This window comes from Brevibacterium spongiae (genome assembly GCF_026168515.1).
In the GTDB taxonomy this organism is placed as follows: Bacteria; Actinomycetota; Actinomycetes; order Actinomycetales; family Brevibacteriaceae; genus Brevibacterium; species Brevibacterium spongiae.
This window is the reverse complement of sequence record NZ_CP093443.1, coordinates 2,953,478-2,979,486: the sequence shown is the minus strand read 5'-3', so window position 1 is coordinate 2,979,486 and position 26,009 is coordinate 2,953,478. Positions and strand designations below refer to the sequence as shown.

Here is a 26,009-nt window from a genome sequence, read left to right as displayed (position 1 = left end):
CAGTGGTTTCACATCTTCGGCAGGGGCAGATAGGGGCCTCGACCGTGTTCGCTGTCTGAAACAAGAAAAGAGTCAACGTGAAGAAGCTCGCCTCTGCGGTGTCGATGATCGCCGCGTCCGCCCTGGTCCTCTCCGCCTGTGGTTCAGGTGGAGACTCCAGCTCGGAATACCTCGCCTGCATGGTCTCGGACTCCGGCGGTTGGGACGATCAGTCGTTCAACCAGTCCGGCAAGGAGGGTCTGGAGAACGCGGTGAAGAACCTCGGCATCGAGGAGAAGGACGCGGAATCCCAGGGCGACGCGGACTTCAAGCCGAACGTCGACAATATGGTCCAGGCCGGCTGCAACCTCACCTTCGGCGTCGGATTCCTCCTTGAAGACACGATCCAGGAAGCCGCCGAAGCGAATCCCGACCTCAACTTCGCGCTCATCGACTCCACGTTCTCCGACGCTGACGGCAAGCCGGTGACGATCGACAATGCGAAGGCCGTCGTCTTCAACACCGCCGAGGCCGCGTACCTGGCCGGCTATGTTGCCGCCGCCACCTCGAAGTCCGGCAAGGTCGGCACCTTCGGCGGAATCCAGATTCCGTCGGTGACGATCTTCATGGACGGCTTCTCCGACGGAGTGGATAAGTTCAACGAGGACAACAAGAAGGACGTCAAGCTGCTCGGCTGGAACAAGGAGAAGCAGGACGGATCGTTCTCCGGCGACTTCGAGAACCAGGGCCAGGGTCAGGAGCTGACCAAGCAGCTCATCTCCCAGGGTGCCGACGTCGTCATGCCCGTCGCCGGACCCGTCGGCCTCGGTGCCGCAGCAGCGGCGAAGGAAGCCGGCGACGTCAGCCTCGTGTGGGTCGACTCCGATGGCTACGAGTCGACCGAATACGGCGACATCATGCTCACCTCGGTGGTCAAGCAGATCTCGCAGGCCGTCGAGGACACGATCAAGGAAGGCACCGAGGACAAGTTCTCGAACGAGCCCTACGTCGGCACACTCGAGAACGAGGGTGTGGGCCTCGCCCCGTACCACGACTTCGAGGACAAGGTTCCCGAAGACGTGAAGAAGAAGGTCGAGGATCTGAAGAAGCAGATCGTCGACGGCAGCCTCGTCGTCGAGTCGGAGAGCACACCGAAGTAAGCTCGTCGGTTAAACTGCAGGGCCGAGTCCTTTCGGCCCTGCAGTTTTCAAGTTTGTGAGGAGAACCGGAAGCAGTGAAACTCGAGCTTCGCGGGATGACCAAGGTGTTCGGATCGTTTGTGGCCAATGACCACATCGATCTCACCATTCAGCCGGGCGAGATCCACGCCCTGCTGGGTGAGAACGGCGCGGGCAAATCCACCATGATGAACGTCCTCTACGGACTCTACGACGCCGACGGGGGAGAGATCCTCATCGACGACAAGCCGGTGAAGTTCTCCGGCCCCGGCGATGCCGTGGCTGCCGGAATCGGCATGGTCCACCAGCATTTCATGCTCGTGCCTGTGTTCACCGTCGCCGAATCCGTGGCGCTCGGCTACGAGCCGACGAAGAGCCTCGGGCTCCTCGACCTCACGGAGGCGCGCAAGCGGGTCAAGGAGATCTCCGACCGCTTCAACTTCAACATCGACCCCGACGCCCTCATCGAGGATCTTCCGGTCGGTGCGCAGCAGCGCGTGGAGATCATCAAGGCCCTGTCCCGCGACGCCGAGATCCTCATCCTCGACGAGCCCACGGCCGTGCTCACCCCGCAGGAGACCGACGAGCTGATCTCGATCATGCGCCAGCTCAAGGAGCAGGGCACCTCGATCGTCTTCATCACCCACAAACTCCGCGAGGTCCGCGCGATCGCCGATGCGATCACCGTGATCCGCCGCGGCAAGATCGTCGGTGAGGCCTCGCCGGACTCGACCGAGGCCGAACTGGCCAGCCAGATGGTCGGACGTGCCGTGTCGCTGACGACGGCGAAGGACGCCGCCGATCCCGGCGATGCGACGTTCCAGGTCCGCGGGCTCACCGTCGTCGACAAGGCCGAGAACGTCGTCGTCGATGACGTGTCCTTCGACGTCCGACGCGGTGAGATCCTCGCCGTCGCCGGTGTCCAGGGCAACGGCCAGACGGAGCTGGCCGAGACGATCATCGGGCTCACCGAGCCCCGGTTGGGCACGATCACCCTCGACGGGAAGGACCTTGTCGGGAACTCGGTCAAGGACCGCCTCGGTGCCGGTATCGGCTTCGTTCCCGAGGATCGGTCGACCGACGGCATCATCGCCGAATTCGCGATCCGCGAGAACATGATCCTCGACGTCTACGACCGTGAACCCTATGCGAAGGGTCTGAATATGCGGTCGAAGGTCATCACCGAGGAGGCGAAGAAGAAGGTCGACGAATTCGACATCCGCCTCGGCAGCGTCTCCGACCCGATCGCGACCCTCTCTGGAGGCAACCAGCAGAAGGTGGTGCTCTCCCGCGAGCTCGGCCGCGAGCTGCGCCTGTTCATCGCCAGCCAGCCCACCCGCGGTCTCGATGTCGGATCGATCGAATTCGTGCACAAGCGCGTCATCGCCGAACGCGACTCCGGCACCCCCTGCATCATCGTCTCGACCGAACTCGACGAGGTCTACGGCCTCGCCGACCGCATCGCCGTGATGTATGCCGGACGCATCGTCGGCATCGTCGGACCCGAGACCTCCCGCGAGGCGCTGGGCCTGATGATGGCCGGCGTCCCCGCCGACGAAGCACTCGCCGCCACAGCAAACGCAGACGAGGCCACCGGTTCGAGCGACGACGCCGGTTCGAGCGACGACGCCGGTTCGGGCGCCGACACCGACGACGCGCAGCCCCCCGCCACAGCGGCACCGGCTGCCGATGGCGACTCAGCCACCACCTCGGCGGAGGAGACCAAATGACGACTGATATCTCACCGGCGGCTCCCTCTCCGGCGCCGCCACCGGACATCGAAGCCGAGGACGGCAAGGAGCAGAACCTGCTGCAGGAGATCCTGTCGGGTTCCTGGCTCGTCTCGCTGCTGGCGATCGTGCTCGCCCTGCTGCTCGGCGGTGTGCTCATCGCCGTGTCGAATGCCGAGGTCGTCGCGGCCGCGGAGAACTTCTTCGCCGCCCCCGGTGACTTCTTCGCCACCCTCTTCTCCACCGTCGGCGAAGCCTATTCGGCGCTGTTCCGCGGTGCCGTGTTCGACTGGGAAGCGCGCACGACCGAACGCGCCATCCGCCCGCTGACCGAATCGATGGTCTCAGGCACCCCGCTCATCCTCACCGGCCTGGGCATCGCTCTGGCCTTCCGCTGCGGACTGTTCAACATCGGCGGTCAGGGCCAGGTCATCCTCGGTGCGACCATCGCCGGCTTCCTCGGCTATGCGCTGCCGCTGCCCCCGGTTGTGCACATGCTCGTCGCCGCGCTGGGCGGCATCATCGGCGGCGCGATCTGGGCCGGCATCGCCGGTGTGCTCAAGGCGCGCACCGGCGCCAACGAGGTGATCGTGACGATCATGCTCAACTCGATCGCCGGCTATGCGCTGGGATACCTGCTCAAGCAGAACTGGTTCACGCACACCACCTCGGCGAACCCGCAGTCGCGCGTCGTCGACGATTCCTCGCAGATGTTCCTGCTCCTGCCCGCCCCGTTCCGTCTCCACTTCGGATTCATCCTGGCGATCCTCGCCGCGATCTTCGTGTGGTGGCTGCTCGAGCGCTCGACCATCGGCTTCGAGTTCAAGGCCGTGGGCGCGAACCCGCATGCGGCCCGCACCGCCGGCATCTCCGTGTCGAAGGTGACGATCCTCGTCATGATCGTCGCCGGCGCCCTGGCCGGACTCGGCGGCGCCGCCCAGGTGCTCGGCACCGAGTTCAAGCTCACCGGCGGCATCAGCGGTTCGATCGGCTTCGACGCCATCACCGTGGCCCTGCTGGGCCGGTCGAAGCCCTTGGGCACATTCCTCGCCGGTCTGCTCTTCGGTGCCTTCAAGGCCGGCGGCTACCTCATGCAGTCGCAGACTGGAACGCCGATCGACATCGTCCTCGTCGTCCAGTCCGTCATCGTACTGCTCATCGCGGCCCCGCCCCTGGTGAGGTCGATCTTCCGGTTGCCCACACCGGTGCTCAAGCGGAAGGAGGACTGAGATGACTGCTCAGACCGTGGAGAACACCCCGTCGACCCAGGCCAAGGCCGTCGCGCCGATCGCCTGGAAGTTCCCGATCGTCTACACGATCCTCGCCCTCGTGTCCCTCATCTTCTTCGGCCTCATCGGCCGTGACGGGGAGACGACGTTCCGCGTCGCCACCGGCGGAGACTTCTTCGCCATCCCTGACTTCGTCGTGTCCTCGACCGCAGCCGGACTGACCTTGGGCATCCTGCTCGTTCTCATGGCCGCCGTGTCGATCTACCTCAGCGTCAAGCGGATCAGCCTCGGATCCTGGTTCCCGATGCTCTTCGGCATCCTCTTCGTCATCTCGTTCCTCGCCTGGGCCGGCGGCGGTTCCGGTGGTGTCATCCCTCTGACGACGCTGCTCGCCGGTGCTTTGGCTCTGTCCGTGCCGCTGATCTTCGGTGCCATGTGCGGACTCGTCGGCGAACGCTCGGGCATCATCAACATCGCCATCGAAGGCCAGCTGCTGGCCGGTGCGTTCCTCGCCGCGGTCGTCGCCTCCGTGGTGAAGAACCCGTATGCCGGTCTGCTGGCAGCCCCCATCGCCGGAGCGCTGGTCGCCGTGATCCTCACCTTCTTCGCGGTGAAGTACTGGGTCAACCAGATCATCATCGGCGTCGTCCTCAACGTCCTCGTCGTCGGTGTCACGAGCTTCCTGTACTCGACGGTGCTCACCGAGGATCCGGCACTGTGGAACGCACGCCAGAAGCTGCCGAATCTGCCGATCCCGGGCCTGTCGGACATTCCGGTCCTCGGGCGGGTGCTGTTCGACCAGAACATCCTCGTCTACATCATGTACGTCGTGGTCATCGCCCTGCAGATCTTCGTGTTCCGCTCGAAGTGGGGTCTGCGGATGCGCGCCGTCGGTGAGCACCCGAAGGCCGCGGACACCGTCGGCATCAAGGTCAACTTCACCCGCGTGCGCAATACGCTGCTCGCCGGTGCCATCGCCGGCCTCGGCGGTGCCTTCTTCACCGTCGGCTCCGGACTGGCCTTCGGCAAGGAGATGTCGGCCGGACAGGGCTATATCGCCCTGGCCGCGATGATCTTGGGCAAATGGAACCCGAAGGGCGCACTGTTCGCGGCCCTGCTGTTCGGCTTCTCCAAGAGCCTCGGCAACACCCTGCAGTCCATCGGCACCCCGGTGGCCAACGAGCTGCTGCTCATGCTGCCCTACATCGTCACCGTCTTCGCCGTCGCCGGCTTCGTCGGTCGGGTCCGCCCGCCCGCCGCGGAAGGTGTGCCCTACGTGAAGTGAGTCCATCCTCGGCGATGGGATGATCCCATCACACGGGCGCCGCGAACGATCCCCGCGATGGTTCGCGGCCCCACCCCTCGACACCCCAACAGTCAGACCCTGAAGGAAGAGGTATCCCCATGACTGTCCCCGACATCGACGCCTCCGAGCACGTCTGGAGCGACGAACCCACCCCGGTCAGCCCCGATGACCTCAGCGAAGGCACGTGGGAGCTGCTGCGCGCCGAGGCGATGCGGGCGATGGCGAAGGCCTACGTGCCGTACTCGTCGTACCCCGTGGGAGCCGCGGCACTCGTCGACGACGGACGCATCGTCGGCGGCTGCAATATCGAGAACGCATCGTTCGGTGTCACCCTGTGCGCCGAATGCTCGCTCGTGTCCGATCTGCTCATGTCCGGCGGCGGTCGCCTCGTCGCCTTCGACTGTGTGGACGGGGACGGCAACACGCTCGTGCCGTGCGGACGCTGCCGGCAGCTGCTGTTCGAACACGGCGGCAACGAGCTCATCCTCAACATGCCCAGCGGACGGTCCCCGCTGTCCGTGGTCCTGCCCGAGGCGTTCGGGCCCGATCACCTCAGCGCGCCCCGAACCGACCACAACGCAAAGCACTGACACCGGCACCGAGGTGGTTGTGCACCGACCGCACCACGTACCGACGATGTCCCACCACGGCGAGCCGTCGCCGCACCGGCGACATCACTGACACGATGACAACGAAGGATTGAGACTGTGACAGTAGAGGCATTCGACGCCGTCGACGTCATCGCCGCCAAACGCGACGGCCGGGCTCTGAGCAAGGAGCAGATCGACTGGGTCATCGACGCCTACACTCGCGGCGTCGTCGCCGAGGAGCAGATGGCGGCTCTGGCCATGGCGATCTTCATCAACGATATGGAACCGTCCGAGATCGCTGACTGGACGCAGGCGATGATCGCCTCCGGTGAGCGGATGGACTTCTCCACGCTGTCGCGGCCGACCTCGGACAAGCATTCGACCGGGGGAGTCGGGGACAAGATCACTCTGCCCCTGGCCCCGCTCGTCGCGGTCTTCGACGTCGCCGTGCCGCAGCTCTCCGGTCGCGGGCTCGGCCACACCGGCGGGACACTGGACAAGCTCGAATCGATCCCCGGCTGGCAGGCAGGGCTGAGCAACGAGGCGATCGTCGACCAACTCGAGGACATCGGTGCCGTCATCTGCGCCGCCGGATCCGGTCTGGCCCCGGCGGACAAGAAGCTCTACGCCCTGCGCGACACCACTTCGACCGTTGACTGCATTCCGCTCATCGCCTCGTCGATCATGTCGAAGAAGATCGCCGAAGGCACCTCCGGACTCGTCCTCGACGTCAAGGTCGGCTCCGGAGCGTTCATGAAGGACCTGAGCAAGGCCCGCACACTCGCCCAGACGATGGTCGACCTCGGCAAGGCAGCCGGAGTGAACACCTCGGCGCTGCTGACCGACATGTCCACGCCCCTGGGCCTGACAGTCGGCAATGCCCTCGAAGTCCGCGAATCCGTCGAAGTCCTCGCCGGCGGGGGACCGGCCGATGTCGTCGAGCTCACCGTGGCCTTGGCCGAGGAGATGCTGCGCCTGGCCGGCAAGACCGACGTCGATGTGCGTGCCGCACTCGCTGACGGTCGCGCCATGGACAAGTGGAAGGCGATGATCCGCGCCCAGCACGGTGACCCGGACGCGGCCCTGCCCGTGGCCGAGCACACCGAAGACGTCACCGCACCCGAATCCGGGGTGCTCACGAAGCTCGACGCACTGTCGGTGGGAGTCGCCTCGTGGAGGTTAGGCGCCGGACGGGCCCGCAAGGAGGACCCGGTCCAGGACGTCGCGGGCATCGAACTGCACGCGAAGCCCGGTGACACGGTCACTGCAGGTCAGCCGCTGATGACCCTGCACACGGCCACTCCGGAACGCTTCGCTCGGGCGATCGAATCGCTGGAGACAGCGGTCGAGATCGGCGGGGACGCCGCCTCGGTGCCGGACTCGATCGTGTTCGACAAGATCAGCTGAGCCCGATCCCACACCGCCAGAACTTCTGCGTGGCCGCCTGCCTCGCTACCCTGGAACCACAGCCCCAGACCCTGCAGCACTCACCTCGGAGGAACCCATGACCAGCCGCACCGAAGTCGCCGGAATCATCGACCACACCCTGCTCAAGCCCGAAGCGACCCCGGCCGATGTCGACGCTCTCGTCGCCGAGGCGAAGGAACTCGGGGTGCTCGCGATCTGCGTGTCCCCGTCCATGCTGCCCGTCACCGACCCGGGCGATCTGGTCGTTGCGACCGTCGTCGGGTTCCCCTCCGGTCAGGTCAAGCCGGAGATCAAGGCCGCCGAGGCCGCCCAGGCCGTGGCCGACGGTGCCGATGAGGTCGACATGGTCATCAACATCGGACAGGCCGTCGCCAGTGACTTCGACGGCCTCGAGGCCGATATCCGCGGAGTCGTTGAGGCCAGCGGGGACTCCCTGGTCAAGGTCATCATCGAGTCGGCTGCGCTGAACGACGAGCAGATCGTCGAGGCCTGCCGCCGCGCGGAGGCCGCCGGTGCCGGGTTCGTCAAGACCTCGACCGGTTTCCACCCGGCCGGCGGCGCCAGCGCTCATGCTGTGTCGCTCATGCGCGAGACCGTGGGCGATCGCCTCGGAGTCAAGGCCTCCGGCGGCATCCGCACCGCTGAGGCGGCCGAAGAGATGATCGCCGCCGGCGCGAGCCGTTTGGGCCTCTCCGGCAGCAAGGCCATCCTCGACACCCTCTGAATTACTACCCGACGGCGCCCCAGCAACCTCGCGCCGGGTTGCTGGGGCGCCGTCACGTAGTAATAAGGGGGTTCAGAGGCCGAAGAAGGCCTTGAGTTCGGTGCTGATCGTGGTCAGGCGTTCCTTGAGTGCGGGTTTGAGAGAGGCACTCGCCGAGGTGGCTGGCAGTCGCACTCCCGCGCTCGCGGCCGCACGCTGATCGGCCTCGGCCGCAGCCTCGAGTTCGGATGGTTCCGCAACGACCTCGAGATAGCACTTGAGCTTCGGTTCCGTGCCCGAGGGCCGGACGATGACCCGCGAATTCGACTCCGAGAGCAGCAGGATCCCATCAGTCGGTGGCAGGCCCTCATATCCGGACGACAGATCGTGGACCTCGGCGACGGGGGACCCGGCCAGTGTTGCCGGCGGGTTCTCCCGCAGCTTCGCCATGGCAGCGCCGATGAGTGAGACATCGTCGAGGCGGAAGCTCAGCGGAGCGGTCGCGAAGTAACCGTCGCGGGCGCGGATCCGGTCGAGTTCGTCCTCGATGCTGCTGCCCTCTGCCTTGAGACGCGAAGCGAGTGAAGCGAAGGTCACCGCCGCGGAAATTCCGTCTTTGTCGCGTACGATCAATGGATCGACGCAGTAGCCGAGCGCCTCTTCGTAGCCGAAGGCAAGCCAGAGACTGGCACGAGAGATCCACTTGAATCCGGTGAGCGTGTTCACTGAGGCGAAACCGTGGCTCTTGACCGCGGCCGCGAGAGCCCGTGAAGACACGATCGAATTCGCGAAGACCGTGCCGACCGCTCCGTTCTCTTCGAAACGGCCAGCAAGGTCCTCACCCAGCAACAGCCCCACTTCGTCGCCGGACAGCTGCCGGTACCCGGCCGCCGATGAGTCGTCCGGGATGGCGGCGGAGAACCGGTCGGCGTCCGGGTCGTTGGCGATGATGAGTTCGGCGCCGACCTCACGGGCCAACTCATAGGACTCATCGAGTGCCCCGGCTTCCTCAGGGTTAGGGAAGGACACGGTAGGGAAGTCTGGGTCCGGTGCCTGTTGAGAGGGCACCGGATGGAGGTTCGTGAACCCGGTGCGGGTCAGGGCCGCCTCGGCGACACCGGCACCGACACCGTGCAGGGAGGTGAGCACGATCGACAGGTCCCCGCTCGCCCGCACCCCCAGTTCGTCGATGCGCGACAGGTACTGTTCGACGATCGACTCGTCGAGGTGCTCCCACCCGGACTCGGCCCTCGGCACAGACGCCACGGATTCGATTCCGGCGATCTTCTCAGCGATGAGTCCGTCGGCGGGGCTGACGATCTGCGCCCCGGCACCGGCAAGGGCAGCGACCGGGTCTGACTCGATCGCCTGCAGAGGACGTTGTCCCAGATAGACCTTGTATCCGTTGTCAGCTGGTGGGTTGTGGCTGGCTGTGACCATGACACCTGCATCAGCCCCGCGCTTCAACAGCGCATAAGCGAGCAACGGGGTGGGCAGCTGCTCGGGAAGCTGAATTGCGACCCCACCAGCGGCGGTGATGACGGCGGCTGTATCGGCGGCGAACTCCGCAGACTTGTACCGGGCATCGCAGCCGATGACGACCCGGAACCCCTCACCGACAGTCTCTGCCAGGAACGCAGCCAGTCCGGCTGCCGCCCGGATGACGACGGCTCGGTTCATCCGGTTCGGACCGGCTGCGATCTCACCGCGCAGCCCGGCCGTGCCGAAGACGAGAGGGCCTGCGAACCGGTCCTCGAGGTCGGCGATCGCGGCGACGTCCCCGTCCTCAGCGGAGGCGAGGATGTGCTCCAAGGTGGTCGCGGTCTGCACGTCGGGGTCGTCGGCGATCCAGGCGCGGACCACCTCGGCGTCGAATCCATTCGTGAAGCGGTCGGCTACGCGGGTCATATGAGGTCCTTTGCGAATTCGCGGTCAGGGATGAGATGAGGTGGGGCGAGGGTGCGGGGAGTGCCGCCGGCTCAGAGCTTCGCGACGATGTCGGCGAGCAGGCGGGAGATGCGCGGAGCGGCGGCGACTCCGGCCTCGATGACCTCGGCGTGGGACAGCGGGGTCTCCTGGATGCCGGCGGCAAGGTTCGTCACCAGCGAGATGCCCATGAGCTCCAGTCCTGCCTGACGGGCCGCGATCGCCTCGAGCGTCGTCGACATGCCCACGAGGTCGGCGCCGAGGATCCCGGCCATGCGCACCTCGGCGGGGGTTTCGTAGTGGGGTCCGCGGAACTGTGCGTACACGCCTTCGTCGAGGGTGGGGTCGATCTCTTTGGCGATGGCGCGCATGCGTGGGGAGTACAGGTCGGTGAGGTCGACGAAGTTAGCGCCCTCGATGGGGGAGGTGCCGGTGAGGTTGATGTGGTCGGAGATGAGCACGGGTGTCCCGGCCGCCCAGTTGCGGTTGAGTCCGCCGCAGCCGTTGGTGAGCACGAGCGAGGAACATCCCGCTGCGGCCGCGGTGCGCACGCCGTGGGCGACCGCGCGCACGCCCTTGCCCTCGTAGTAGTGGGTGCGGGAGCCGAGCACGAGCGCGTGCTTGCCGCTGGCTTCGATGCGCACGGTGCGCAGGGTGGCGCCGTGGCCTTCGACTGCGGGGGCGTGGAATCCGGGGACTTCGGCGGCGGAGATCTCGGCAACGGTTTCGCCGAGGAGGTCGGCCGCCCCGCCCCAACCGGAGCCGAGGACGAGCGCGATGTCGTGGGAGTCGATCCCTGCGTTCGCGTTGATGGTCGTGGCCGCGGCGTGGGCGGCGGCGGTAGGATCGCTTAAGTCAGTCATGACGCCAAGATTATCAAGTTCCCCACCGCCCCAAGGAGCGAACACATGCCGATTCGACAGCTGAGCGACGGTGACGATCTGCGCCTGAATGAGGTGTTTGCGGATGCGACCACCCCGGCCGGTCATATGGCCAGGTCACTGTTCCGTCCGTCGTCGGATTCGCCGTTGATCCGCTCCGTCATCGCCGAGGTGGTCCCCGACGTTCCCGTCGGGGCCGCCGCGATCGCCGAATCCCCCCTTCACCCCCACCGGGCGTGGGTCCACGTCGAGGTCGCTGCCGAGGAACAGGGACACGGTCAGGGGCGGGAGCTCTTCGAGACCGTGTGCGCCGAAACGCGTGGCACCGCCCTCGAAGGCCTCGACCTGCGGGCCCGGGTGCAGGCCGGCAGCGCAGGCGAAGGTTTCGCTCAGGCGCTCGGGTTCACTCCGCTGACAACGACCCGAGTCATCAAGGTCCCCGCCGGTGCCCTGCCGCCGGCCGGAGGCGGCCGGGCCGAGGATCTCGAGATCGTCGCGACCGGTTCGGTGAAGCTGACGAAGGCGTTCCTGGGCTGGTACACCGCGGTCAATCGTGACGATGCGGTCGGTCCGCTGACCATCGGACAGGTGAACAACACATTCCTCTCCGAGGCGGCCGGAGCCCATGGTGCCGCACTGCTGAATGGTGCTGCAGGGACCGCCGAGGCGGGCGGGCTCAGCGCCTTCGCCGTGTCCTATGCGCGTGAGGCCGATGAGACCGCCGGAGTCCTGCCCTCGGCGGGCGAACCGGGTGCCGGCGAGGCTGCGGCCGGGGAGGGGAAGGCAACCGTCGAACAGATCGATGAGGAACCGCCCACCGAGCTCATCCTCGCGTCGATGTTCGAGACCCGCGACGACGCTGCCGATGCCGCCGGTGAGGAGTTCGCCGCGGCGCTCGCCGATGCCGAACTGCTGCTGGCACGGCTGTCGGTCGACGCCGATGTCGTTATCGAGGTCACGAGCGGCATGCCCGTGATCTCGGCACTCGCCGACCGCCTGCTCGAGACGGGCACGGCCACCGAGCTCTACCGGTACGAGACACTTTCCGGTCCTCCTGCCGACGCGAGCTGAATCAGCCTCAACTCCCTTCGGTGGTGAAGACCCTGACGGGACGCGCCTCATCTTCGGTGACTAACCATCCTGTCCCGGGCAGCCCGTCCAACGGTGCCTGCCGCAGCAACCCGAGACCGGTGAGATCCTGCCGGGTGTGTGACCCGAGCACGAGCAGGGGGCCGAGGCTCTGCGCCTTCGCCAGTGGTGAGCCGTAGCCGGGAGCGAATCGTGTCGGCACGGTGAGCACATGCCGGTTGCCGTCGAGCAGATCCCAGTCGACGGGTTCGGACTCCGAATGCGCGTCATCGTGGACGGCAGCATTGCCCAGTTGAGCCATGAGAGCGGCGAACTCGCTCTTTCCACTCTGCGGGGAACCGCGAACCGTGAGCACGGACCCATCCCGCCGCGGATCCCAGGTGACGAGTTCCCCGAAGGGATCGACCCCGATGGGAACGCGATCCGGATCGGCGACAGCACAGGGCGTGCCCGCTTGGCGGTCCAGACCCCGCCACCGAGGCGCGAAACCGTTGTGTTCGCCTGTCGGACGGACGGCCCCGGAGGAGTCATGCGATGATGCATCACCCGGCACGAGCTGGACATCGGCGCCCTCCCCACCGCAGGCCTGCACTGTCGGTCCGCGGATGACTGCGCGGTAGTCCGGCCACGTACCTGCGAACCTCTGCCGACTGAGTCCGACGTTCGTCCCATCCTCACCGGTCTCCGGTGGGAAGATGATCTGAGTCGCGAACAGAGAGTTCCGAAACGTCATGTTCCGGCACCCGGCAAGCAGGAAGCGAAGGCCGGAGGCGCCCGCGTGGCCGAGCAGCCGTTCGAGGCGTTCTGCCCAATAGTGGTCGAGCGAATCGACGAGCTCGGCCCAGTTCCCGCAGACCAGCAGGCTCGGCGGCTGACGGTTCGAGACCGAGTTCAGGCCCGAGCTCAAGCCCGAGCGAGCTTGAGCTCCCGACCCTGCTGCGAGATGGCCGAGCACCGCTTGCAATCGCCAACCGTCGTTCATGCCGCAGGTGATCTCTGCCCATTCGAGCAGCCCGGCGATCCTGCCCACGGCGATGATGCGGTGTGTCGACGCGGCGGAACGAGCCATGGACACGAGCACGGAATCCGCGATTGCGGGGTCGCCTCCGGTGAGGATCGTCGAGCCGTCCGCATCAGGGTCGAAGCTCCAGTTCTTCTGGCGCTGCTCGGTGGGCAGATCAATGATGCCCGTGGCGGCCGCCGATTCCTGCCCGGCGGTACCCGAAACCTGCCCGACCGCCTCCGAGCCCTGCCCGAATGTCATATCGTCGGGCCCCGGCAGGGGAGGGTGAACCACGTGTCGCATCTCGGACTGGTCAGCACTGGCCCCCGACCGGTCAGCGCTGTCCCCGGCTGCGGAGATGATGTTCGCGACACTGACGCCCCTGGCCCCACCCGCCAGGGACGGAAGGGGTCCGCGAACCCATGGCCGGACCCTGGGACGGCGGGCCGCCTCGGTGAGGGAATCGGTGCCGAAGGGAACGGCGACCCGAAACCGAGCTGTGCCGATCCCTGTGTCGAGGCAGGCAGCACCCGGCTTGTCCGCAGGCAGCAGAGCACCGGCTTCGGTGCCGATGACGTCGAAGGAATCGGTCTCTTCGCGCACGCGCAGGCACACGCGGATGTTGATGTTCGCCTTCATCTGCCCGGTGACGACGCCCAGGGGCCGCTGCGTGGCGAGGATGAGGTGCACGCCGAGGGACCGGCCGAGCGCGGTGAGATGTTCGAGCAGGTCAGCGGCACGAGGATGGGTGGCCATGAGGGCGTGGAATTCGTCGATGACGACGACGAGGCGCGGCGGCGGATCGGCGAGCTCCTCGACATCGGCGCAGCCGTGCTCGGCCAGCAGACGTTCCCTGCGGGTGATCTCGGCCCGAACGGAGACGAGGGCGCGGAATGCGAGACCGGAGTCGAAATCGTCGAGGACGCTGTCGGTGTGCGGCAGGTCCTGCAGCGGGGCGAAGGTGGCGCCGCCTTTGAAATCGATGAGCACGAACTGCAGGCGCCGAGGAGGCTGTGCCAAGGCCATCGACAGCAGCCAGGTCTGGAGGAGGAGTGATTTTCCGCTGCCCGTGGTGCCGGCGACGAGCGCGTGGGGACCGTCGGCGAACAGGTCGATGCCGATGTCGCCGTCGGTCCCGCGGCCGATCATGACGGGGTTCGGTGTGGGGTGGAGCCAGCGGGTGGCGATGGCCTCGGGAGTGTCGTCGCAGAGTTCGCCGAGGCCGTGGCTGGGCCACGGCGGAGAACTCTGAGCTTTCTGACGACTGCGGTGCAGAGTGACGAACCGGGCGGCGGGCATGAGTGATGCGGTGAGCGCCCGGTGCGGGACGGGACCGCGGGGAGCGGTCGAGGTCAGGGTTCGGGCCTGGGCGAGGGTCCCCACAGAGATGGAGATCGCCGAGGCGGGGCGCGGGCCGGACATCGTCAGGGTTCCCTGCTCGGCGGTGTCGTCGAGGCGCACGGTGATCGTCTCGTCGGCATCGTGGCCGGCGCGGCCGAGGGGGAGTGCAGAGGACTGAGCGAGATCGGCGGAGAACCGTGTGCCGGCCAGTTCCGGCAGCTGGGAGAGTTCGGGGCCGGGACTCCATGTGTACCGGCGATCGGACAGCCACGCGAACGCCATGGTGGCCAGGACTGCGGGGTCCCCGGTGACGGTGACGGTCGTGGTCCGCGGGTCGATGCAGATCGGCACAGCGTCGAGCACGATGCGTCCGTCGACGTGATCAGTTCCCTCCTGCAGCTGTTCGTCGACGGTGAGGCCGCTGAGGACGGGACCGAATCCCAGGCGCAGGCCCGGTGCGGTGAACGCTGACCGGCGGTGAGCCGTGATCAGTTCGTGCAGGCGGGCGCGGGCATCTGCCGCTGCGGCGGCCCGGCCACGGCGGCAGTGTTCGACATCGCGGGTGAAGCGTCTCTTCTCCACCAGGTAGGCGACGTATCCGGAGAGCGGGGCGGAGACGCTGAAGAGGAGAAACCACCACATGCCGGTGGCGAGAGCCAAGACCACGCCGATGCCGATGGGGATGAGGAAGGTCCACCATTGCGGTGGTCTGGCCGGTCGCGGATCGTCGACGGTCGTCGGGGCGATGTGGATGTCGTCGGCCCGTGACGTTGGTGGGGAGCGGATCTGCGGGGCAGGTTCAGGTGTCGGCGGCACGGACGGGGCGAGGACGGTGGCGCCGAGGATGCTCACACCCTGTCCGTTCGCGGCGTTGAGTTCCAGGAACTGCGGTGTGCGGGAGATGCACGGGTCGATGACGGTCAGTGACTGGTCGTGCGGCAGCCGGGACAGGCGGGCCCGTCTCGGGTCGAGGTCGAGTCTGAAGCCGGAGTCGGGTCCCGCAATGACGGTCACTGCGGCCAGCTGTGCCCTGCCGGGGTGAACGGCGGTGTCGTCAACTGTGCGCAGCATGTTCGCGCCGATGACGGTGATCGGGTTGAGGCTCTGCCAGCGGCCCCAGCTGATGGTCATGAGGTCGCCGTCGGGAACACTGTTGCCTGCCTCAAGGTCCTCATACTGGAGCTCCTGACCGAAGACGGAACAGAGAACCTCGAGGGCGGGGCTGGTCGAATCGGCTTCGATGCTCAGACTTGTCACGGCTCCGTTCGTTTCGATGCGGTGGGCGAGCCCCAGGGTTCTCATGGACACAGCCTGACCGGGCCGATTCGCCGGAGCAAGAGGTCGAGTGCGCCCTGTGCACGGACCTCGGCCATCCACAGCCGGACAGCGCGCGAGTGGGACGGGAGTCCACAGGTAACGGTGTCTGAGTGGGTGCCTGAGTGGCCGGTCCACCCACCCGTCGGCCGGCCCACCCAGCCGTGAGGCTGGCCGTCAGTCCAGGCGGAGGGCGCCCCGGGCGTAGGCCGTGGCGTGGAGGTCGATGAGCCCGGGCACGAACGGTGACAGCAGCGTTGGGGAGTAGCTGGCCTGGATTCGGATCCGCACCGAGTGCGCCCCATCAGCGTCGGCGCTCACCCTCAGATTGCGCATGTCCGTCGGGGTGGCAACGGCACTGATATAGCGTCCGGCTGCCCGTTTGGCCGCGGGCGGTGAGAACACGAGCCCGGGTTCGTCACCGGGTGCCGGTTCGAACGAGTCCGATGCTGCTAGCGCCGCTGAATCGGCGATGCCCTGCAGCTCCCGCCTGGCCATGTGCAGGTCGGTGAGTGCGGCGATGAGGAAGGCGAGCAGCAGCGCGATGACGACGAAGCCGATGGCCAACGGTGTGATCGACCCGCCATCCGACCTGCCATCTGATGCGCCGGTATCTGCTGCACCGGAATCCGAATCGTGCACGTGGTCGGTGTCCATCTCACCGGCCTCCCACGGCGACGACATCGGTGTGGTTCGCCCGCAGCGTGATGTGCGGTGCATGCACGGACCCGAAGAGCAGCGGGAAGCCCGGCAGCACCACTTTTGTCTCCACCCGTGCAGTGACGAGAGAGCCCGCCTGTCCACAGGGTCCGGCGCACGAGTACGAGATGGACGTGGGTGCATCGCGCAGTCCGAAATCCGCGAAATGCATCGCTGCCACCTCCTGGGCCCGGGCTTCGGACGGGTTCGCGTCCCGAGCCGCGATGCGCGATGCCGACATCGCCGCCGAGGTGGTCGCATAGCTGGCGGCCTGCAGCTGAGAGAGGGTGAGCATGAGGTAGATGACAGGGATGAGCAGGACGACGGAGGCGAAGATGAACTCGACGACCGCAGTCCCCGAATCGAGCGCGATCCCCGAATCGGCGTCGGTCCCCGAACCGGCGTCGGCCCCGGAGCCGGCGTCGCCGCTGCCCTCGACGTCGGGCTCAGCCACCGTCGACATCCTCGGCGATGGACCTGCCGCGCAGATCCCAGACCTCGGCCGGTCCCCACAGGCCGAGCACGGGCATCGGAGTCCGCACCCGGACCTCGACGATCTCGACCGCACCGTCTCGTAAGGTCGAGACGGTGACCTTCTGCGCATAGCGCTCGCCGACTGACACCCGGATGAGGTCGGCGGTCAGCCGCTGGCCGTCACGGGGACTCTGATCGGCCAGGCTCGCCTGGCGGGCCCCGGCGATCGCGGAGTCGATGACCGTGTTGCGGACGTGGATGACGAGCCCGATCTGCAGGGCGCCGGCCAGGATGAGTGCCAGCAGGGAAGCAATGAGAGCGAACTCGGCGATCGCTGATCCCGCATCACCGCGCTCGCCAGAGTCCGGCACCGAGGCGGCCTCCATCTGGTCGCCCCGTGACGTCTCATCGTCTCCGGTCACCGCTGCGTCACCCGCGTCCACGGTCACCCGGCTCCGCGGACCTTATTCATGGCATCTTGGAACATCGAGGTGAAGGCTTCACCGGCCAGTGCCCACAATGCGACCACGAGGCCCGCGGTCATCAGAGTGATGAGCACCCAGCCTGGCACGTCACCACGATCAGGCCGATCGGCATCGGCGGCGAGGTTCAGGTCGGCATCGGAATCGAGGTCGTTATCGGCAGCCGAGTCGGGATCGATGACCTGGTCGGCCGCCTCGGTGATGGTCGTGCCACCTCGGGGAGGGGGTGCGGGGATCAGTCCGAGCATGAGCGGGATGAGGCGGTAGGTGAGTTGGCGGAACATCGTGTCTCCTTCTTCGCAACGTCATCGTCGCGGTAGTCGGCTTATTCGGGGCGGCAGGTCGAGCGAAACGTGAGGTCGGAGGGTGGGCGGATGTGTCCGGGCGATGATCACGGGCTGAGGTCGAGCACGGTCAGGGACGGGAAGACGGCGAAGATGACGGTCACGGGAAGCACGAAGACGACCACCGGAACCAGCATTCCGATTTCCTTCTTCCCGGAGAGCTCGAGCAGACGTCGTCTGGATTGTTCCCGCACGTCAGCGGCTTGGGAGCGCAGAACTTCGGCCAGTGGTGTGCCGCGGGTCATCGACACAGCGAGTCCGTCGACGAACTGGACGATCTCGGGGATCGCGATGCGCGTGGCCATCCCGTCGAGGGCTTCGACCAGAGGGGTGCCGGTGCGGGTGGCGGACAGGGCCGCGCGGAGTTCGTCGATGAGATCACCCGAACAGGTTCGGCACACACGTTCCAAGGCTTCGACGATCCCTTCACCTGCGGTGATGGATAAGGCGAGGAGTTCTGCGACGGTGGGGAACTCGGCGAGCACCCGGGATTCGTGCCGGTTGATGGCCTGACTCAGGCGCCAATCGTTGAAGACGTGACCGGCGATGCCGCCGCTGATGACGAGGACCAGGGTGACGATGGGGGAGAACCCGCGCTGAGCCGACAGCAGACCGGCCAGACCGCCGGCGGCGATCATCCCGATGAGGATGCTCAGCACCTGATTGATGCGGAAGCGTTCGATCGTGGCATTCCCGCCGAGGCGGTCGATGCGCAGCCGCAGAGTCGCATCGGTGGTGATGCGCGAGGTCACCCACAGCGTCGAGGTGAGCAGGACGGACTTCGCCAGGCCCAGGAATCCCTCGCTGCGCGGCGTCGGCGGAGCATAGACGTCGACCAAGGACTCCTGATCGCGCAGATAGGGTGCGATCCGCGATGACAGGGACGGTCGCCGCAGCGGCGGAAGGGAGAAGACGAAGACGCACAGAGCGAAGCCGTTGAAGAGTCCGAGGATCAGGATGGTCAGAGGATCACCGAGGATGCTCATGCCGCGCGACCGTCCCGAGCACTGTTCGGCCCGGTCGAATTGAGACCGTCGAAAACGGTGACGCCGGCTTCGGCGTCGGCGGCGGCGTCGGCGAACCTGCGGTGCGCCGAACTCAGCGAGGATCCTTCGATGACGCGGGGTTCGGCGGGGAGCCGACCGATGCGCTTCATCGCCTGATAGGCCAACAGGGAGATGAGGAAGCCGGCGGCCAGAAGGACCAGACCGGTTCGGGAGTTGTAGGCGGTGGCAGTCTCGGGGCGGGTGGACAGGAACGCCAGCACCACCCAGGGAGCTGCCACGGCGAGTCGGGCGCCGTTGACGGTCCACTGCTGCCGGGCGGAGAGTTCGTTGCGGGTGCGGGCGTCATCGCGGACGAATTGGGCCAGGGCGCGCAGCATCGTACCCAGATCACTGCCGCCGACCTGGCGGGTCACGCTCAGCGCCACGACGATTCGGTCGGCCACCGGGTCGGCACTGACCTGCCGGAATCTCTCCAACGCCAGAGCGAAGGATCCGCTGGCTCGGTATTCCTCGGCGAAGACCTCGAACAGCGGTCGCAGGGGTTCCGGACCGCGGTGGGCCAAGGAGCCGAGCGCCTCGGGCAGGGACAGCCCCGCGCGAACACCGGAATTGAGGTGGTCGAGGGTTTCGGGCCACAGTTCCCGCCGCATCACCTGCTTGCTGCGTGCTCGATGTTGCAGAAGCCGGTGGGGCAGCCAGGAGGCGAAGAGTCCGAAGCACAGACCGATCGCCCACGATCCGGTGAATACGGTCGACAGAACGGCGACCATGCCGAAGACGGCAAGTGAGATCAGCAGCAGGTGGGCAGGGCGCAGTCGGGGGAATCCCGCGCCGGTGAGCATATCGTCGAGTTCGCGCACCCATCGCCGCTGCGTCCTGGCCCCCTGCGGGCGCTGCCACAGCGACATCCAGATGAGGAACAGCCCGGCACCGAGGCACGCGCCGATGAGCAGAGCGAACTGCGAATAGCTCACGCCGCCTCCAGAACGGCATGCAGATCCCGGCCGATGGCCGCGAATCGCTCGCCGAGGTGGCCGAACCCTTGGCCGCGGATGAGCGTTCCGCGCGGCGAATGGAAGATCGTATCCAGTTCGACGACATCACCTTCGACTCCGCCGGGGACGGCGCAGATCTCGTCGACGCGGCGGACCCCGGACGGGTCCCTGCGCAGGTGAACGACGACGTCGAGGCTGACGGCGACGGTGGGCACGACGAATGCCGAGGAGATGTTCGCCCCGGCCAGCAGCGGCAGAGTGCAGATCTTCGTGATCGCCGCCCGTGCCGAGTTCGCGTGCAGGGTCGACATCCCGGCAAGACCCGAATTGAGTGCGATGAGCATGTCGAGGCTTTCGGCCTCGCGGACTTCGCCGACGATGATGCGTGTCGGCCGCATCCGCAGCGCCTCCTTCACCAGGGCGCGGAGCGTGACTTCGCCGGTGCCTTCCAGTGATGGCTGTCGGCATTGCATGGGCACCCAGTCGCGGCTGGGCAGGTTGAGTTCGAAGACCTCTTCGCAGGAGATCGTGCGTTCCCTGGCCGGGATCGATCCGGCCAGGGCGTTGAGCATCGTCGTCTTCCCGGCCTGGGTGGCTCCGGAGACGAGGATGTTCGCACCGCAGGCGACGGCCGCATCGAGGAACTCGGCGGCAGGCGGGGTGAGGGAGCCGGTGGCGACGAGGTTGCCGAGATTGCGAGGCCGCGCGATGAACTTGCGGATATTCACGGCCGGGTGGGTGCGGGTGATATCGGGCAGCACGACGTGCAGCCTGGAGCCGTCGGGAAGGATGGCGTCGACGAACGGTTGGGATAAATCGACGCGGCGGCCCGACGTCCGCAGCATCCGTTCGATGAGGTCGTCGAGCTCGCCGGAGCTCAGTTTCGTCGTCGTCAACTGGTGGATTCCGTCGATGGCGATGAAGACTTCACTCGGGGAATTGATCCAAATCTCTTCGACATGCGGATCTTCGAAATAGTCCTGCAGGGCACCGAAACCCGAGAGTTGATTGTCGATATGGCGAAAGGTCGCTTCTTTGTCTTCGAGGAGGGGAAGATCGGCGACGAGGCTGCGCTCATCATATTCGGCGATGACAGTGCGGATGAGCTCGCGGGAGCGCTGAATATCGGCGCGCGGGTCCACATCGAGATCTCTGATCCGCTTGTGCACCTCGCTGGTGATGACTTCGGTGGCTTCCACTCTGAACCCTTGCCCGATCATTCAATTGACAGCGAAATTTGTTCTTTAACCTAGCTGTAGTCGAATGAAGAATCTAGTGATTTTCACAATCTGTGGATAACTTCGAGCGGGTTCCTCAAATGCCCGTCGCGTAGTTTCACCGCTGTCATTGCAGGGGATTTCGTTTTGCGCGCCGAGGGGTTTCGGTCTATATTTTCCTCACCGCTCTTCACTGGAAGCGATATGAGCCGCGCCGCCGGCGGGATGAATAGGATCTCCCGCCGGCGGCGCTTCTGTGTCCCTGGGTCGGGTGTCCACGAGGCGGATCCATTTATTACAATGGGAACCGTGAAAAACATTCGCAGGCACACCGACAGCGACTCGGCAGCGCTCGGCCCCGAACCGGCGGTCCCACAGACGGACCTGAGTCCGGCAGTTGCCTTCGTCCATGAGCACCTCGCCGCCCAGGCCGGGGCCGTGACGATCTCGGCGCTGGCGGCGATGACCGGGCTGCATCAGAACACCGTGCGCGAACATCTCGACCAGCTCGTCGAGACCGGGGCAGCGACGAAGACCAAAGCCGCCTCCTCGGGGCGCGGCCGACCGGCTTGGCTGTACCGGGCGAACGGATCACCACGGACGGGATCCTCGGAATACCTCGGTCTCGCCTCGGTGCTGGCCGCACAGATCGACCGGACGAGAACCGATCCGCGGGCCGACGGGATCGCGGCCGGACTCGACTGGGGCCGTGACCTCGCCCGCGAGGTCGCTGAGACCCGCACCGACACCGATGAAAGCACCCCCGCCGAGGTGGTGCCCGCCGAGGAGACCCTCGCCCTCCTCGATACTCTTGGGTTCGCCCCGGAAGCCGTACCCCAGACAGAGACTGACACCGACGCTGACACCGCCTCACGCAGCTTCCGACTCACCCGCTGCCCTCTGCTCGAGGCTGCCCACGAATATCCGGACATCGTCTGCGGGGTTCACCTCGGCCTCGTCCGCGGTGCCCTCGACGTCTTCGGCGACACCGACACCGAGTCCGAGATCGACCCGTTCTCCGAACCCGGAGCCTGCCGACTGCGCCTGCAGAGCGGCGGACCCGCCGCTGCCGACTTGGAATCCGCTCCGGCTCGGACGTCTCCGAAGTGACCCGTCGCCTCGTCTTCCTCGTCCCCGGCGCCCTGGCGCTGCTGGCCGGACTCGACGCCGCCCTGCTGCTGCTCGGCGGCTGGGCTCCGGTGACCACCGCGAAGCTGCCCGACCTCCACGGCATCCTCATGGTCTTCGGTTTCCTCGGCACCCTCATCGCCCTGGAGCGCTCAGTCGCCCTGGCCAGACCTGTCGGTTTCATCGCCCCAGCGCTGCTCGGGCTCGGCTCGATCGCCATCCTCACCCCGGCCCCTCTCCTCGTCGGACAGATCATCCTGCTCGCCGGCAGCCTCGCCTTCACCCTGCTCTACATCCCGCTGTTCAAACGGAACCTCGACGATGCCGTGCTCGTCCAAGCCCTCGGCGCGGTGATGCTCACCGCGGCGGCACTGATGTGGTTGGGCGGTGTCCCGGTCTCAGGACTCATCGCCTGGCTCACCGGGTATGTCGTACTCACCATCGCCGCCGAACGCCTCGAACTCGCACGCATGAGCATCAGCGGCCCTGCCGTGGTGCTCTTCCGCCTCCTGGTCGCGCTCTTCGCTCTCGCCCTGCTCATCTCATTGCTGTGGCCGGCCATCGGCATGCCGGCCCTCGGCGCGGCACTGCTCGCCCTCGTCGCCTGGCTGCTCATCAACGATGTCGCCCGGCGCACCTGGCGCGCCCCCGGCCAACCCGGATTCATCGGCGCCTGCCTCATGGCCGGCTACATGTGGTTGGCCGTGGCCGGACTGATCTGGGTCCTTGGTGGGGTGCCGACGAGCACCCGCGCCATGGACGCGACCATCCACTCGGTGTTCCTCGGCTTCGCGATCTCGATGATCATGGCCCACGCCTCGGTCATCCTGCCCGCCGTGTTGCGGATCCGCCTGCCCTACCACCGGAGCTTCTACGGACCGGCCGCACTGCTGCATGCCAGCCTCATCCTCCGCATCGGCCTCGGCGACGGGCTGGACCTGGCATGGGCCGTGGAATGGGGTGGCGTCATCAACGTCATCGCCCTGCTCGGATTCGCAGGTCTGGCCGCCGCCTCGGCGATCACCGCGACGAGGAAGAAGGCGAAGGCGACGAAGGGAACCGGTGGATCGGTGCAGACGAACCGCGGCACCACCTCGGCGAAGGAGGATTCGAAGTGATGACCCCACAGTCGTCCTCCCCACGCGAACGCAACCGTGATGCGGACCTCGGCATCGGTCGCGGACGCTGGCTCATCCGCGACATCCCCGTCGTCGTCTGGCTCGTGTTCCTCCTCGTCATCGTCGCCGCCCACCCGGGGCTGCCGGTGGCCAGGTGGCTGATGATCCACCTCCTCGTCCTCGGCGCGGTCAGCCACTCGATCCTCGTATGGTCCCAGCACTTCGCGCAGGCGCTGCTGCATACTCCCACCTCGGCGAACGACCGACGCAATCAGAGCATCCGACTCGGGCTGATCAACTCAGGCACCCTCGCCGTCGTCATCGGCATGATGATTCCGCTGTGGACCCTGGTCATCCTCGGTGCGATCGGCGTGGCCGCCGCCGTCATCTGGCACGGCGTCGACCTGTGGGGCAAGGCTCGCCACGCCCTGGTCTCCCGCTTCGCCGGAACGATCCACTACTACCTGTCTGCGGCCGCGATCCTGCCCATCGGGGTGACCCTCGGAGTCATCCTCGCCCGCGAGATCGCCGATCCTTGGCATGCCCGCCTCGTCGCCGCCCACGCCCTGCTCAACCTGCTCGGCTGGATCGGCCTGACCGTCATCGGCACGCTCATGACCCTGTGGCCGACGATGCTGCGCACGAAGATCATCCCCGGCGCCGAGGCGGCCGCCCGTCGCGGTCTTCCCCTCCTTCTCATCGGGCTGGGCATCGCCGTGGCCGCGTCGCTGCTCACCCAGCCGTTGGCAGCGGGCATCGGACTGCTCGTCTACCTGGCCGGGATCGGCTGCATCGCCCGTCCCTTCGTGCTCGCCGGGGTCGCGAAACTCCCACGCGAATACTCCACGTACTCGGCGGCCGCTGCGATGTCCTGGCTCGTCATCTGCCTCATCGCAACCGTGTGGGTGTTCTTCACCGCCGGTGACTGGGCCGCGGCGATCTCAGGATTCACCTGGCTGACCCCGGCACTGGCAGCAGGATTCGCCGCGCAGATCCTCTTCGGGGCCCTGTCCTATCTGCTGCCGGTCGTCCTCGGCGGGGGACCAGCAGCAGTGCGGGCAGCGAACCGGGAGTTCAACCGCCTCGCCGCGTTCCGCATCACCATCATCAACCTCGGCCTGGTGGTCTGCCTGCTGCCGGTGCCCAGCTGGGTCCGTGTCCTGTGCTCGGGGCTCGTCGCCCTCGGCCTCGCCATGTTCCTGCCGCTGCTCTTCCGCGGAATCCGCGCCTCCCGCAAGGCGAAGGCGAACCAGGACATCCATCGGAAGAAGCGCCCGACGAAAGAGCAGCGAGCCGAAGCGGCCAAACTCGACGACAAACGGGCGCTGGCTTCAGCGGCGGCCGGCATGGCGCTCGTGCTCATCGCCGTAGCCGGGGGAGTGGCCATCGACCCCAAGGCCACGACCGCGGTCACGGCAGGGGCCGCCTCGGCGGGAGTGACCCCCACTGGGGAGACCACGACGGTGCAGGTCGAAGCGAAGGATATGCGCTTCACCCCGGCCAGCGTCGACGTTCCGGCCGGCAACCGACTCGTCATCGAGGTGAGGAACACCGATGACCAGGACGTCCACGACCTCGTGCTCGACAACGGCGCAGACAGCGGCCGGCTCAGTCCCGGAGAATCCGCCACGCTCGATGTCGGCGTCGTCGGGGAGGACCTCGACGGGTGGTGCTCGATCGCCGGGCACCGCCAGATGGGGATGGTCTTCGCCGTCAACGCGATCGGTGCTCCCGGTGACAAGACGGCGACAGGGCAGGGCGGTACGGCCGGCGGTCATGGAACTGCCGACGGCAATGGAACCGCCAGCGGCGGCATGGACCACGGCTCTTCCGGCCACGATGGCACTTCAGGCGGCGGGGGCTCCGCGGGCGCCGGTGAGGCCTCTGCCGCCGATGATCTCGACTTCATGGCGAAGCCCGGCTCGGACTTCTCCGCTCGCGACGCGAGACTGCCGAAATCCGATGAGTCCGCAGAACCGAAGACGATCAAGAAGACCTTCACCGTCAGCGAGGTCGAACGCGAGGTCGCCGTCGGGGTGAAGCAGAAGCTGTGGCTGTTCAACGGCACCATGCCCGGACCGACCCTGCGCGGGAAGGTCGGCGACAAGTTCGTCATCACCCTGGTCAACGACGGCTCTATGGGCCACTCGATCGACTTCCACGCCGGGGAACTCGCCCCCGACCAGCCGATGCGCACGATCGCACCCGGCGAATCGCTGACCTATGAGTTCACGGCGACACACTCAGGTGCGTGGATGTACCACTGTGCGACGATGCCGATGACCGACCATATCGCCAATGGCATGTTCGGCGCCGTCATCATCGACCCGCCGAATCTTCCCGAGGTCGACCGCGAATACTTCATGGTCCAATCCGAGCTCTACCTCGGACCGCAGGGCGGGATCGTCGACTCGGCGAAGGCCACGCGCGAGGAACCCGATGCCGTCGTCTTCAACGGCTTCGCCAACCAGTACGACCACGATCCGATCCGTGCGAAGGTCGGCGAACGGGTGCGCATCTGGGTCGTCGACGCAGGCCCCAACCGGCCGAGCGCCTTCCACATCATCGGCGGCCAGTTCGACACCGTCTTCAAGGAAGGCGCCTACCGACTCAAACCCGACAACAAGGAGAAGGGCGCGAGCCAGACGCTCGATCTGGCCGCCTCACAGGGCGGGTTCGTCGAACTCGGATTCGCCGAGGCGGGACACTATCCCTTCGTCTCCCACGTCATGGTCGACGCCGAACGCGGAGCCCACGGAACCGTCACCGTCACGGAGTGAACACGACCGCCTCGGCAAAGTCGAATCCGTCCAGGAACTGAGCGAAAAATCTCAAATTCTACAAGCGG

The 26,009-nt window shown here is 66.6% G+C and carries 21 protein-coding genes; 11 read left to right on the top strand and 10 right to left on the bottom strand.

Annotated elements, in window-relative coordinates:
* Window positions 1-77: 77 nt before the first annotated feature.
* The 7 genes from L1F31_RS13415 to deoC all read left to right on the top strand — a co-directional run bounded on the left by L1F31_RS13415 (window position 78) and on the right by deoC (window position 8,164).
* Window positions 78-1,139, top strand: coding sequence for a BMP family lipoprotein (locus L1F31_RS13415; protein ID WP_265417777.1), 1,062 nt, complete (start codon window positions 78-80; stop codon window positions 1,137-1,139).
* A gap of 74 nt (window positions 1,140-1,213) precedes the next feature.
* Entirely contained in the window at window positions 1,214-2,887 is a 1,674-nt protein-coding gene (locus L1F31_RS13410) for an ABC transporter ATP-binding protein (RefSeq protein ID WP_265417776.1), read from the top strand.
* Window positions 2,884-4,116, top strand: a complete 1,233-nt coding sequence (locus L1F31_RS13405) for an ABC transporter permease (RefSeq protein ID WP_265417775.1) — start codon at window positions 2,884-2,886, stop codon at window positions 4,114-4,116. Before L1F31_RS13410 ends, L1F31_RS13405 begins: the two co-directional genes overlap by 4 nt.
* 1 nt (window position 4,117) lies before the next feature.
* A complete protein-coding gene (locus tag L1F31_RS13400; protein ID WP_265417774.1) occupies window positions 4,118-5,401 on the top strand; it encodes an ABC transporter permease in 1,284 nt (427 codons plus the stop codon).
* Window positions 5,402-5,520: 119 nt separating this feature from the next.
* The gene (locus L1F31_RS13395; protein ID WP_265417773.1) at window positions 5,521-6,012 is read left to right on the top strand and encodes a cytidine deaminase; all 492 of its coding nucleotides are present in this window, start codon (window positions 5,521-5,523) and stop codon (window positions 6,010-6,012) included.
* A gap of 117 nt (window positions 6,013-6,129) precedes the next feature.
* Window positions 6,130-7,419 (top strand): thymidine phosphorylase, encoded by a 1,290-nt coding sequence (locus L1F31_RS13390; protein ID WP_265417772.1) that lies wholly within the window; start codon window positions 6,130-6,132, stop codon window positions 7,417-7,419.
* Between the two features lie 97 nt (window positions 7,420-7,516).
* The gene (gene deoC, locus L1F31_RS13385) at window positions 7,517-8,164 is read left to right on the top strand and encodes a deoxyribose-phosphate aldolase (RefSeq protein WP_265417771.1); all 648 of its coding nucleotides are present in this window, start codon (window positions 7,517-7,519) and stop codon (window positions 8,162-8,164) included.
* Between the two features lie 72 nt (window positions 8,165-8,236).
* On the opposite strand, the gene L1F31_RS13380 is transcribed toward deoC, so the two are convergent.
* The gene (locus L1F31_RS13380) at window positions 8,237-10,051 is read right to left on the bottom strand and encodes a phospho-sugar mutase (protein ID WP_265417770.1); all 1,815 of its coding nucleotides are present in this window, start codon (window positions 10,049-10,051) and stop codon (window positions 8,237-8,239) included.
* A gap of 71 nt (window positions 10,052-10,122) precedes the next feature.
* Window positions 10,123-10,932, bottom strand: a complete 810-nt coding sequence (locus L1F31_RS13375; protein WP_265417769.1) for a purine-nucleoside phosphorylase — start codon at window positions 10,930-10,932, stop codon at window positions 10,123-10,125.
* Between the two features lie 45 nt (window positions 10,933-10,977).
* On the opposite strand from L1F31_RS13375, the gene L1F31_RS13370 reads away from it, so the two are divergent.
* Window positions 10,978-12,021, top strand: coding sequence for a GNAT family N-acetyltransferase (locus L1F31_RS13370; protein WP_265417768.1), 1,044 nt, complete (start codon window positions 10,978-10,980; stop codon window positions 12,019-12,021).
* Window positions 12,022-12,028: 7 nt separating this feature from the next.
* Here L1F31_RS13370 and L1F31_RS13365 read toward each other — a convergent pair whose 3' ends face one another.
* The 8 genes from L1F31_RS13365 to L1F31_RS13330 all read right to left on the bottom strand — a co-directional run bounded on the left by L1F31_RS13365 (window position 12,029) and on the right by L1F31_RS13330 (window position 20,897).
* Window positions 12,029-15,685, bottom strand: coding sequence for an FtsK/SpoIIIE domain-containing protein (locus L1F31_RS13365; protein WP_265417767.1), 3,657 nt, complete (start codon window positions 15,683-15,685; stop codon window positions 12,029-12,031).
* Between the two features lie 189 nt (window positions 15,686-15,874).
* On the bottom strand, window positions 15,875-16,354 hold the full coding sequence (locus L1F31_RS13360; protein ID WP_265417766.1) for a pilus assembly protein TadG-related protein: 480 nt from the start codon (window positions 16,352-16,354) through the stop codon (window positions 15,875-15,877).
* A 1-nt stretch (window position 16,355) separates the two neighbouring features.
* The gene (locus L1F31_RS13355) at window positions 16,356-16,850 is read right to left on the bottom strand and encodes a hypothetical protein (RefSeq protein WP_265417765.1); all 495 of its coding nucleotides are present in this window, start codon (window positions 16,848-16,850) and stop codon (window positions 16,356-16,358) included.
* Window positions 16,843-17,319: a TadE/TadG family type IV pilus assembly protein gene (locus tag L1F31_RS13350; protein ID WP_265417764.1), complete on the bottom strand. Its 477-nt coding sequence runs from the start codon at window positions 17,317-17,319 to the stop codon at window positions 16,843-16,845. The genes L1F31_RS13355 and L1F31_RS13350 overlap by 8 nt, the downstream gene beginning before the upstream one ends.
* Entirely contained in the window at window positions 17,316-17,636 is a 321-nt protein-coding gene (locus tag L1F31_RS13345) for a hypothetical protein (protein WP_265420485.1), read from the bottom strand. Before L1F31_RS13345 ends, L1F31_RS13350 begins: the two co-directional genes overlap by 4 nt.
* Before the next feature lie 107 nt (window positions 17,637-17,743).
* Window positions 17,744-18,682, bottom strand: coding sequence for a type II secretion system F family protein (locus L1F31_RS13340; protein ID WP_265417763.1), 939 nt, complete (start codon window positions 18,680-18,682; stop codon window positions 17,744-17,746).
* Window positions 18,679-19,677 carry a type II secretion system F family protein gene (locus tag L1F31_RS13335; protein ID WP_265417762.1) on the bottom strand — a complete coding sequence of 333 codons (999 nt, stop codon included), beginning with the start codon at window positions 19,675-19,677 and terminating at the stop codon, window positions 18,679-18,681. The genes L1F31_RS13340 and L1F31_RS13335 overlap by 4 nt, the downstream gene beginning before the upstream one ends.
* Window positions 19,674-20,897: a TadA family conjugal transfer-associated ATPase gene (locus L1F31_RS13330; protein ID WP_265417761.1), complete on the bottom strand. Its 1,224-nt coding sequence runs from the start codon at window positions 20,895-20,897 to the stop codon at window positions 19,674-19,676. Before L1F31_RS13330 ends, L1F31_RS13335 begins: the two co-directional genes overlap by 4 nt.
* A gap of 327 nt (window positions 20,898-21,224) precedes the next feature.
* On the opposite strand from L1F31_RS13330, the gene L1F31_RS13325 reads away from it, so the two are divergent.
* The 3 genes from L1F31_RS13325 to L1F31_RS13315 are packed head-to-tail and all read left to right on the top strand — an operon-like array spanning window position 21,225 to window position 25,941.
* The gene (locus L1F31_RS13325) at window positions 21,225-22,025 is read left to right on the top strand and encodes a helix-turn-helix transcriptional regulator (protein WP_265417760.1); all 801 of its coding nucleotides are present in this window, start codon (window positions 21,225-21,227) and stop codon (window positions 22,023-22,025) included.
* Window positions 22,022-23,161, top strand: coding sequence for a hypothetical protein (locus L1F31_RS13320; protein WP_265417759.1), 1,140 nt, complete (start codon window positions 22,022-22,024; stop codon window positions 23,159-23,161). The genes L1F31_RS13325 and L1F31_RS13320 overlap by 4 nt, the downstream gene beginning before the upstream one ends.
* Window positions 23,161-25,941 (top strand): multicopper oxidase domain-containing protein, encoded by a 2,781-nt coding sequence (locus L1F31_RS13315; protein ID WP_265417758.1) that lies wholly within the window; start codon window positions 23,161-23,163, stop codon window positions 25,939-25,941. The genes L1F31_RS13320 and L1F31_RS13315 overlap by 1 nt, the downstream gene beginning before the upstream one ends.
* Window positions 25,942-26,009: the final 68 nt, after the last annotated feature.

Excerpts from the sequence above, each read along its gene's own strand:
- L1F31_RS13405 (WP_265417775.1), top strand. The coding sequence starts at position 2,884 with ATGACGACTGATATCTCACCGGCGGCTCCCTCTCCGGCGCCGCCACCG.
- L1F31_RS13400 (WP_265417774.1), top strand. The coding sequence starts at position 4,118 with ATGACTGCTCAGACCGTGGAGAACACCCCGTCGACCCAGGCCAAGGCC.
- L1F31_RS13395 (WP_265417773.1), top strand. The coding sequence starts at position 5,521 with ATGACTGTCCCCGACATCGACGCCTCCGAGCACGTCTGGAGCGACGAA.
- deoC (WP_265417771.1), top strand. The coding sequence starts at position 7,517 with ATGACCAGCCGCACCGAAGTCGCCGGAATCATCGACCACACCCTGCTC.
- L1F31_RS13380 (WP_265417770.1), bottom strand. The coding sequence starts at position 10,051 with ATGACCCGCGTAGCCGACCGCTTCACGAATGGATTCGACGCCGAGGTG.
- L1F31_RS13375 (WP_265417769.1), bottom strand. The coding sequence starts at position 10,932 with ATGACTGACTTAAGCGATCCTACCGCCGCCGCCCACGCCGCGGCCACG.
- L1F31_RS13370 (WP_265417768.1), top strand. The coding sequence starts at position 10,978 with ATGCCGATTCGACAGCTGAGCGACGGTGACGATCTGCGCCTGAATGAG.
- L1F31_RS13365 (WP_265417767.1), bottom strand. The coding sequence starts at position 15,685 with ATGAGAACCCTGGGGCTCGCCCACCGCATCGAAACGAACGGAGCCGTG.
- L1F31_RS13360 (WP_265417766.1), bottom strand. The coding sequence starts at position 16,354 with ATGGACACCGACCACGTGCACGATTCGGATTCCGGTGCAGCAGATACC.
- L1F31_RS13345 (WP_265420485.1), bottom strand. The coding sequence starts at position 17,636 with ATGTTCCGCCAACTCACCTACCGCCTCATCCCGCTCATGCTCGGACTG.
- L1F31_RS13340 (WP_265417763.1), bottom strand. The coding sequence starts at position 18,682 with ATGAGCATCCTCGGTGATCCTCTGACCATCCTGATCCTCGGACTCTTC.
- L1F31_RS13315 (WP_265417758.1), top strand. The coding sequence starts at position 23,161 with ATGACCCCACAGTCGTCCTCCCCACGCGAACGCAACCGTGATGCGGAC.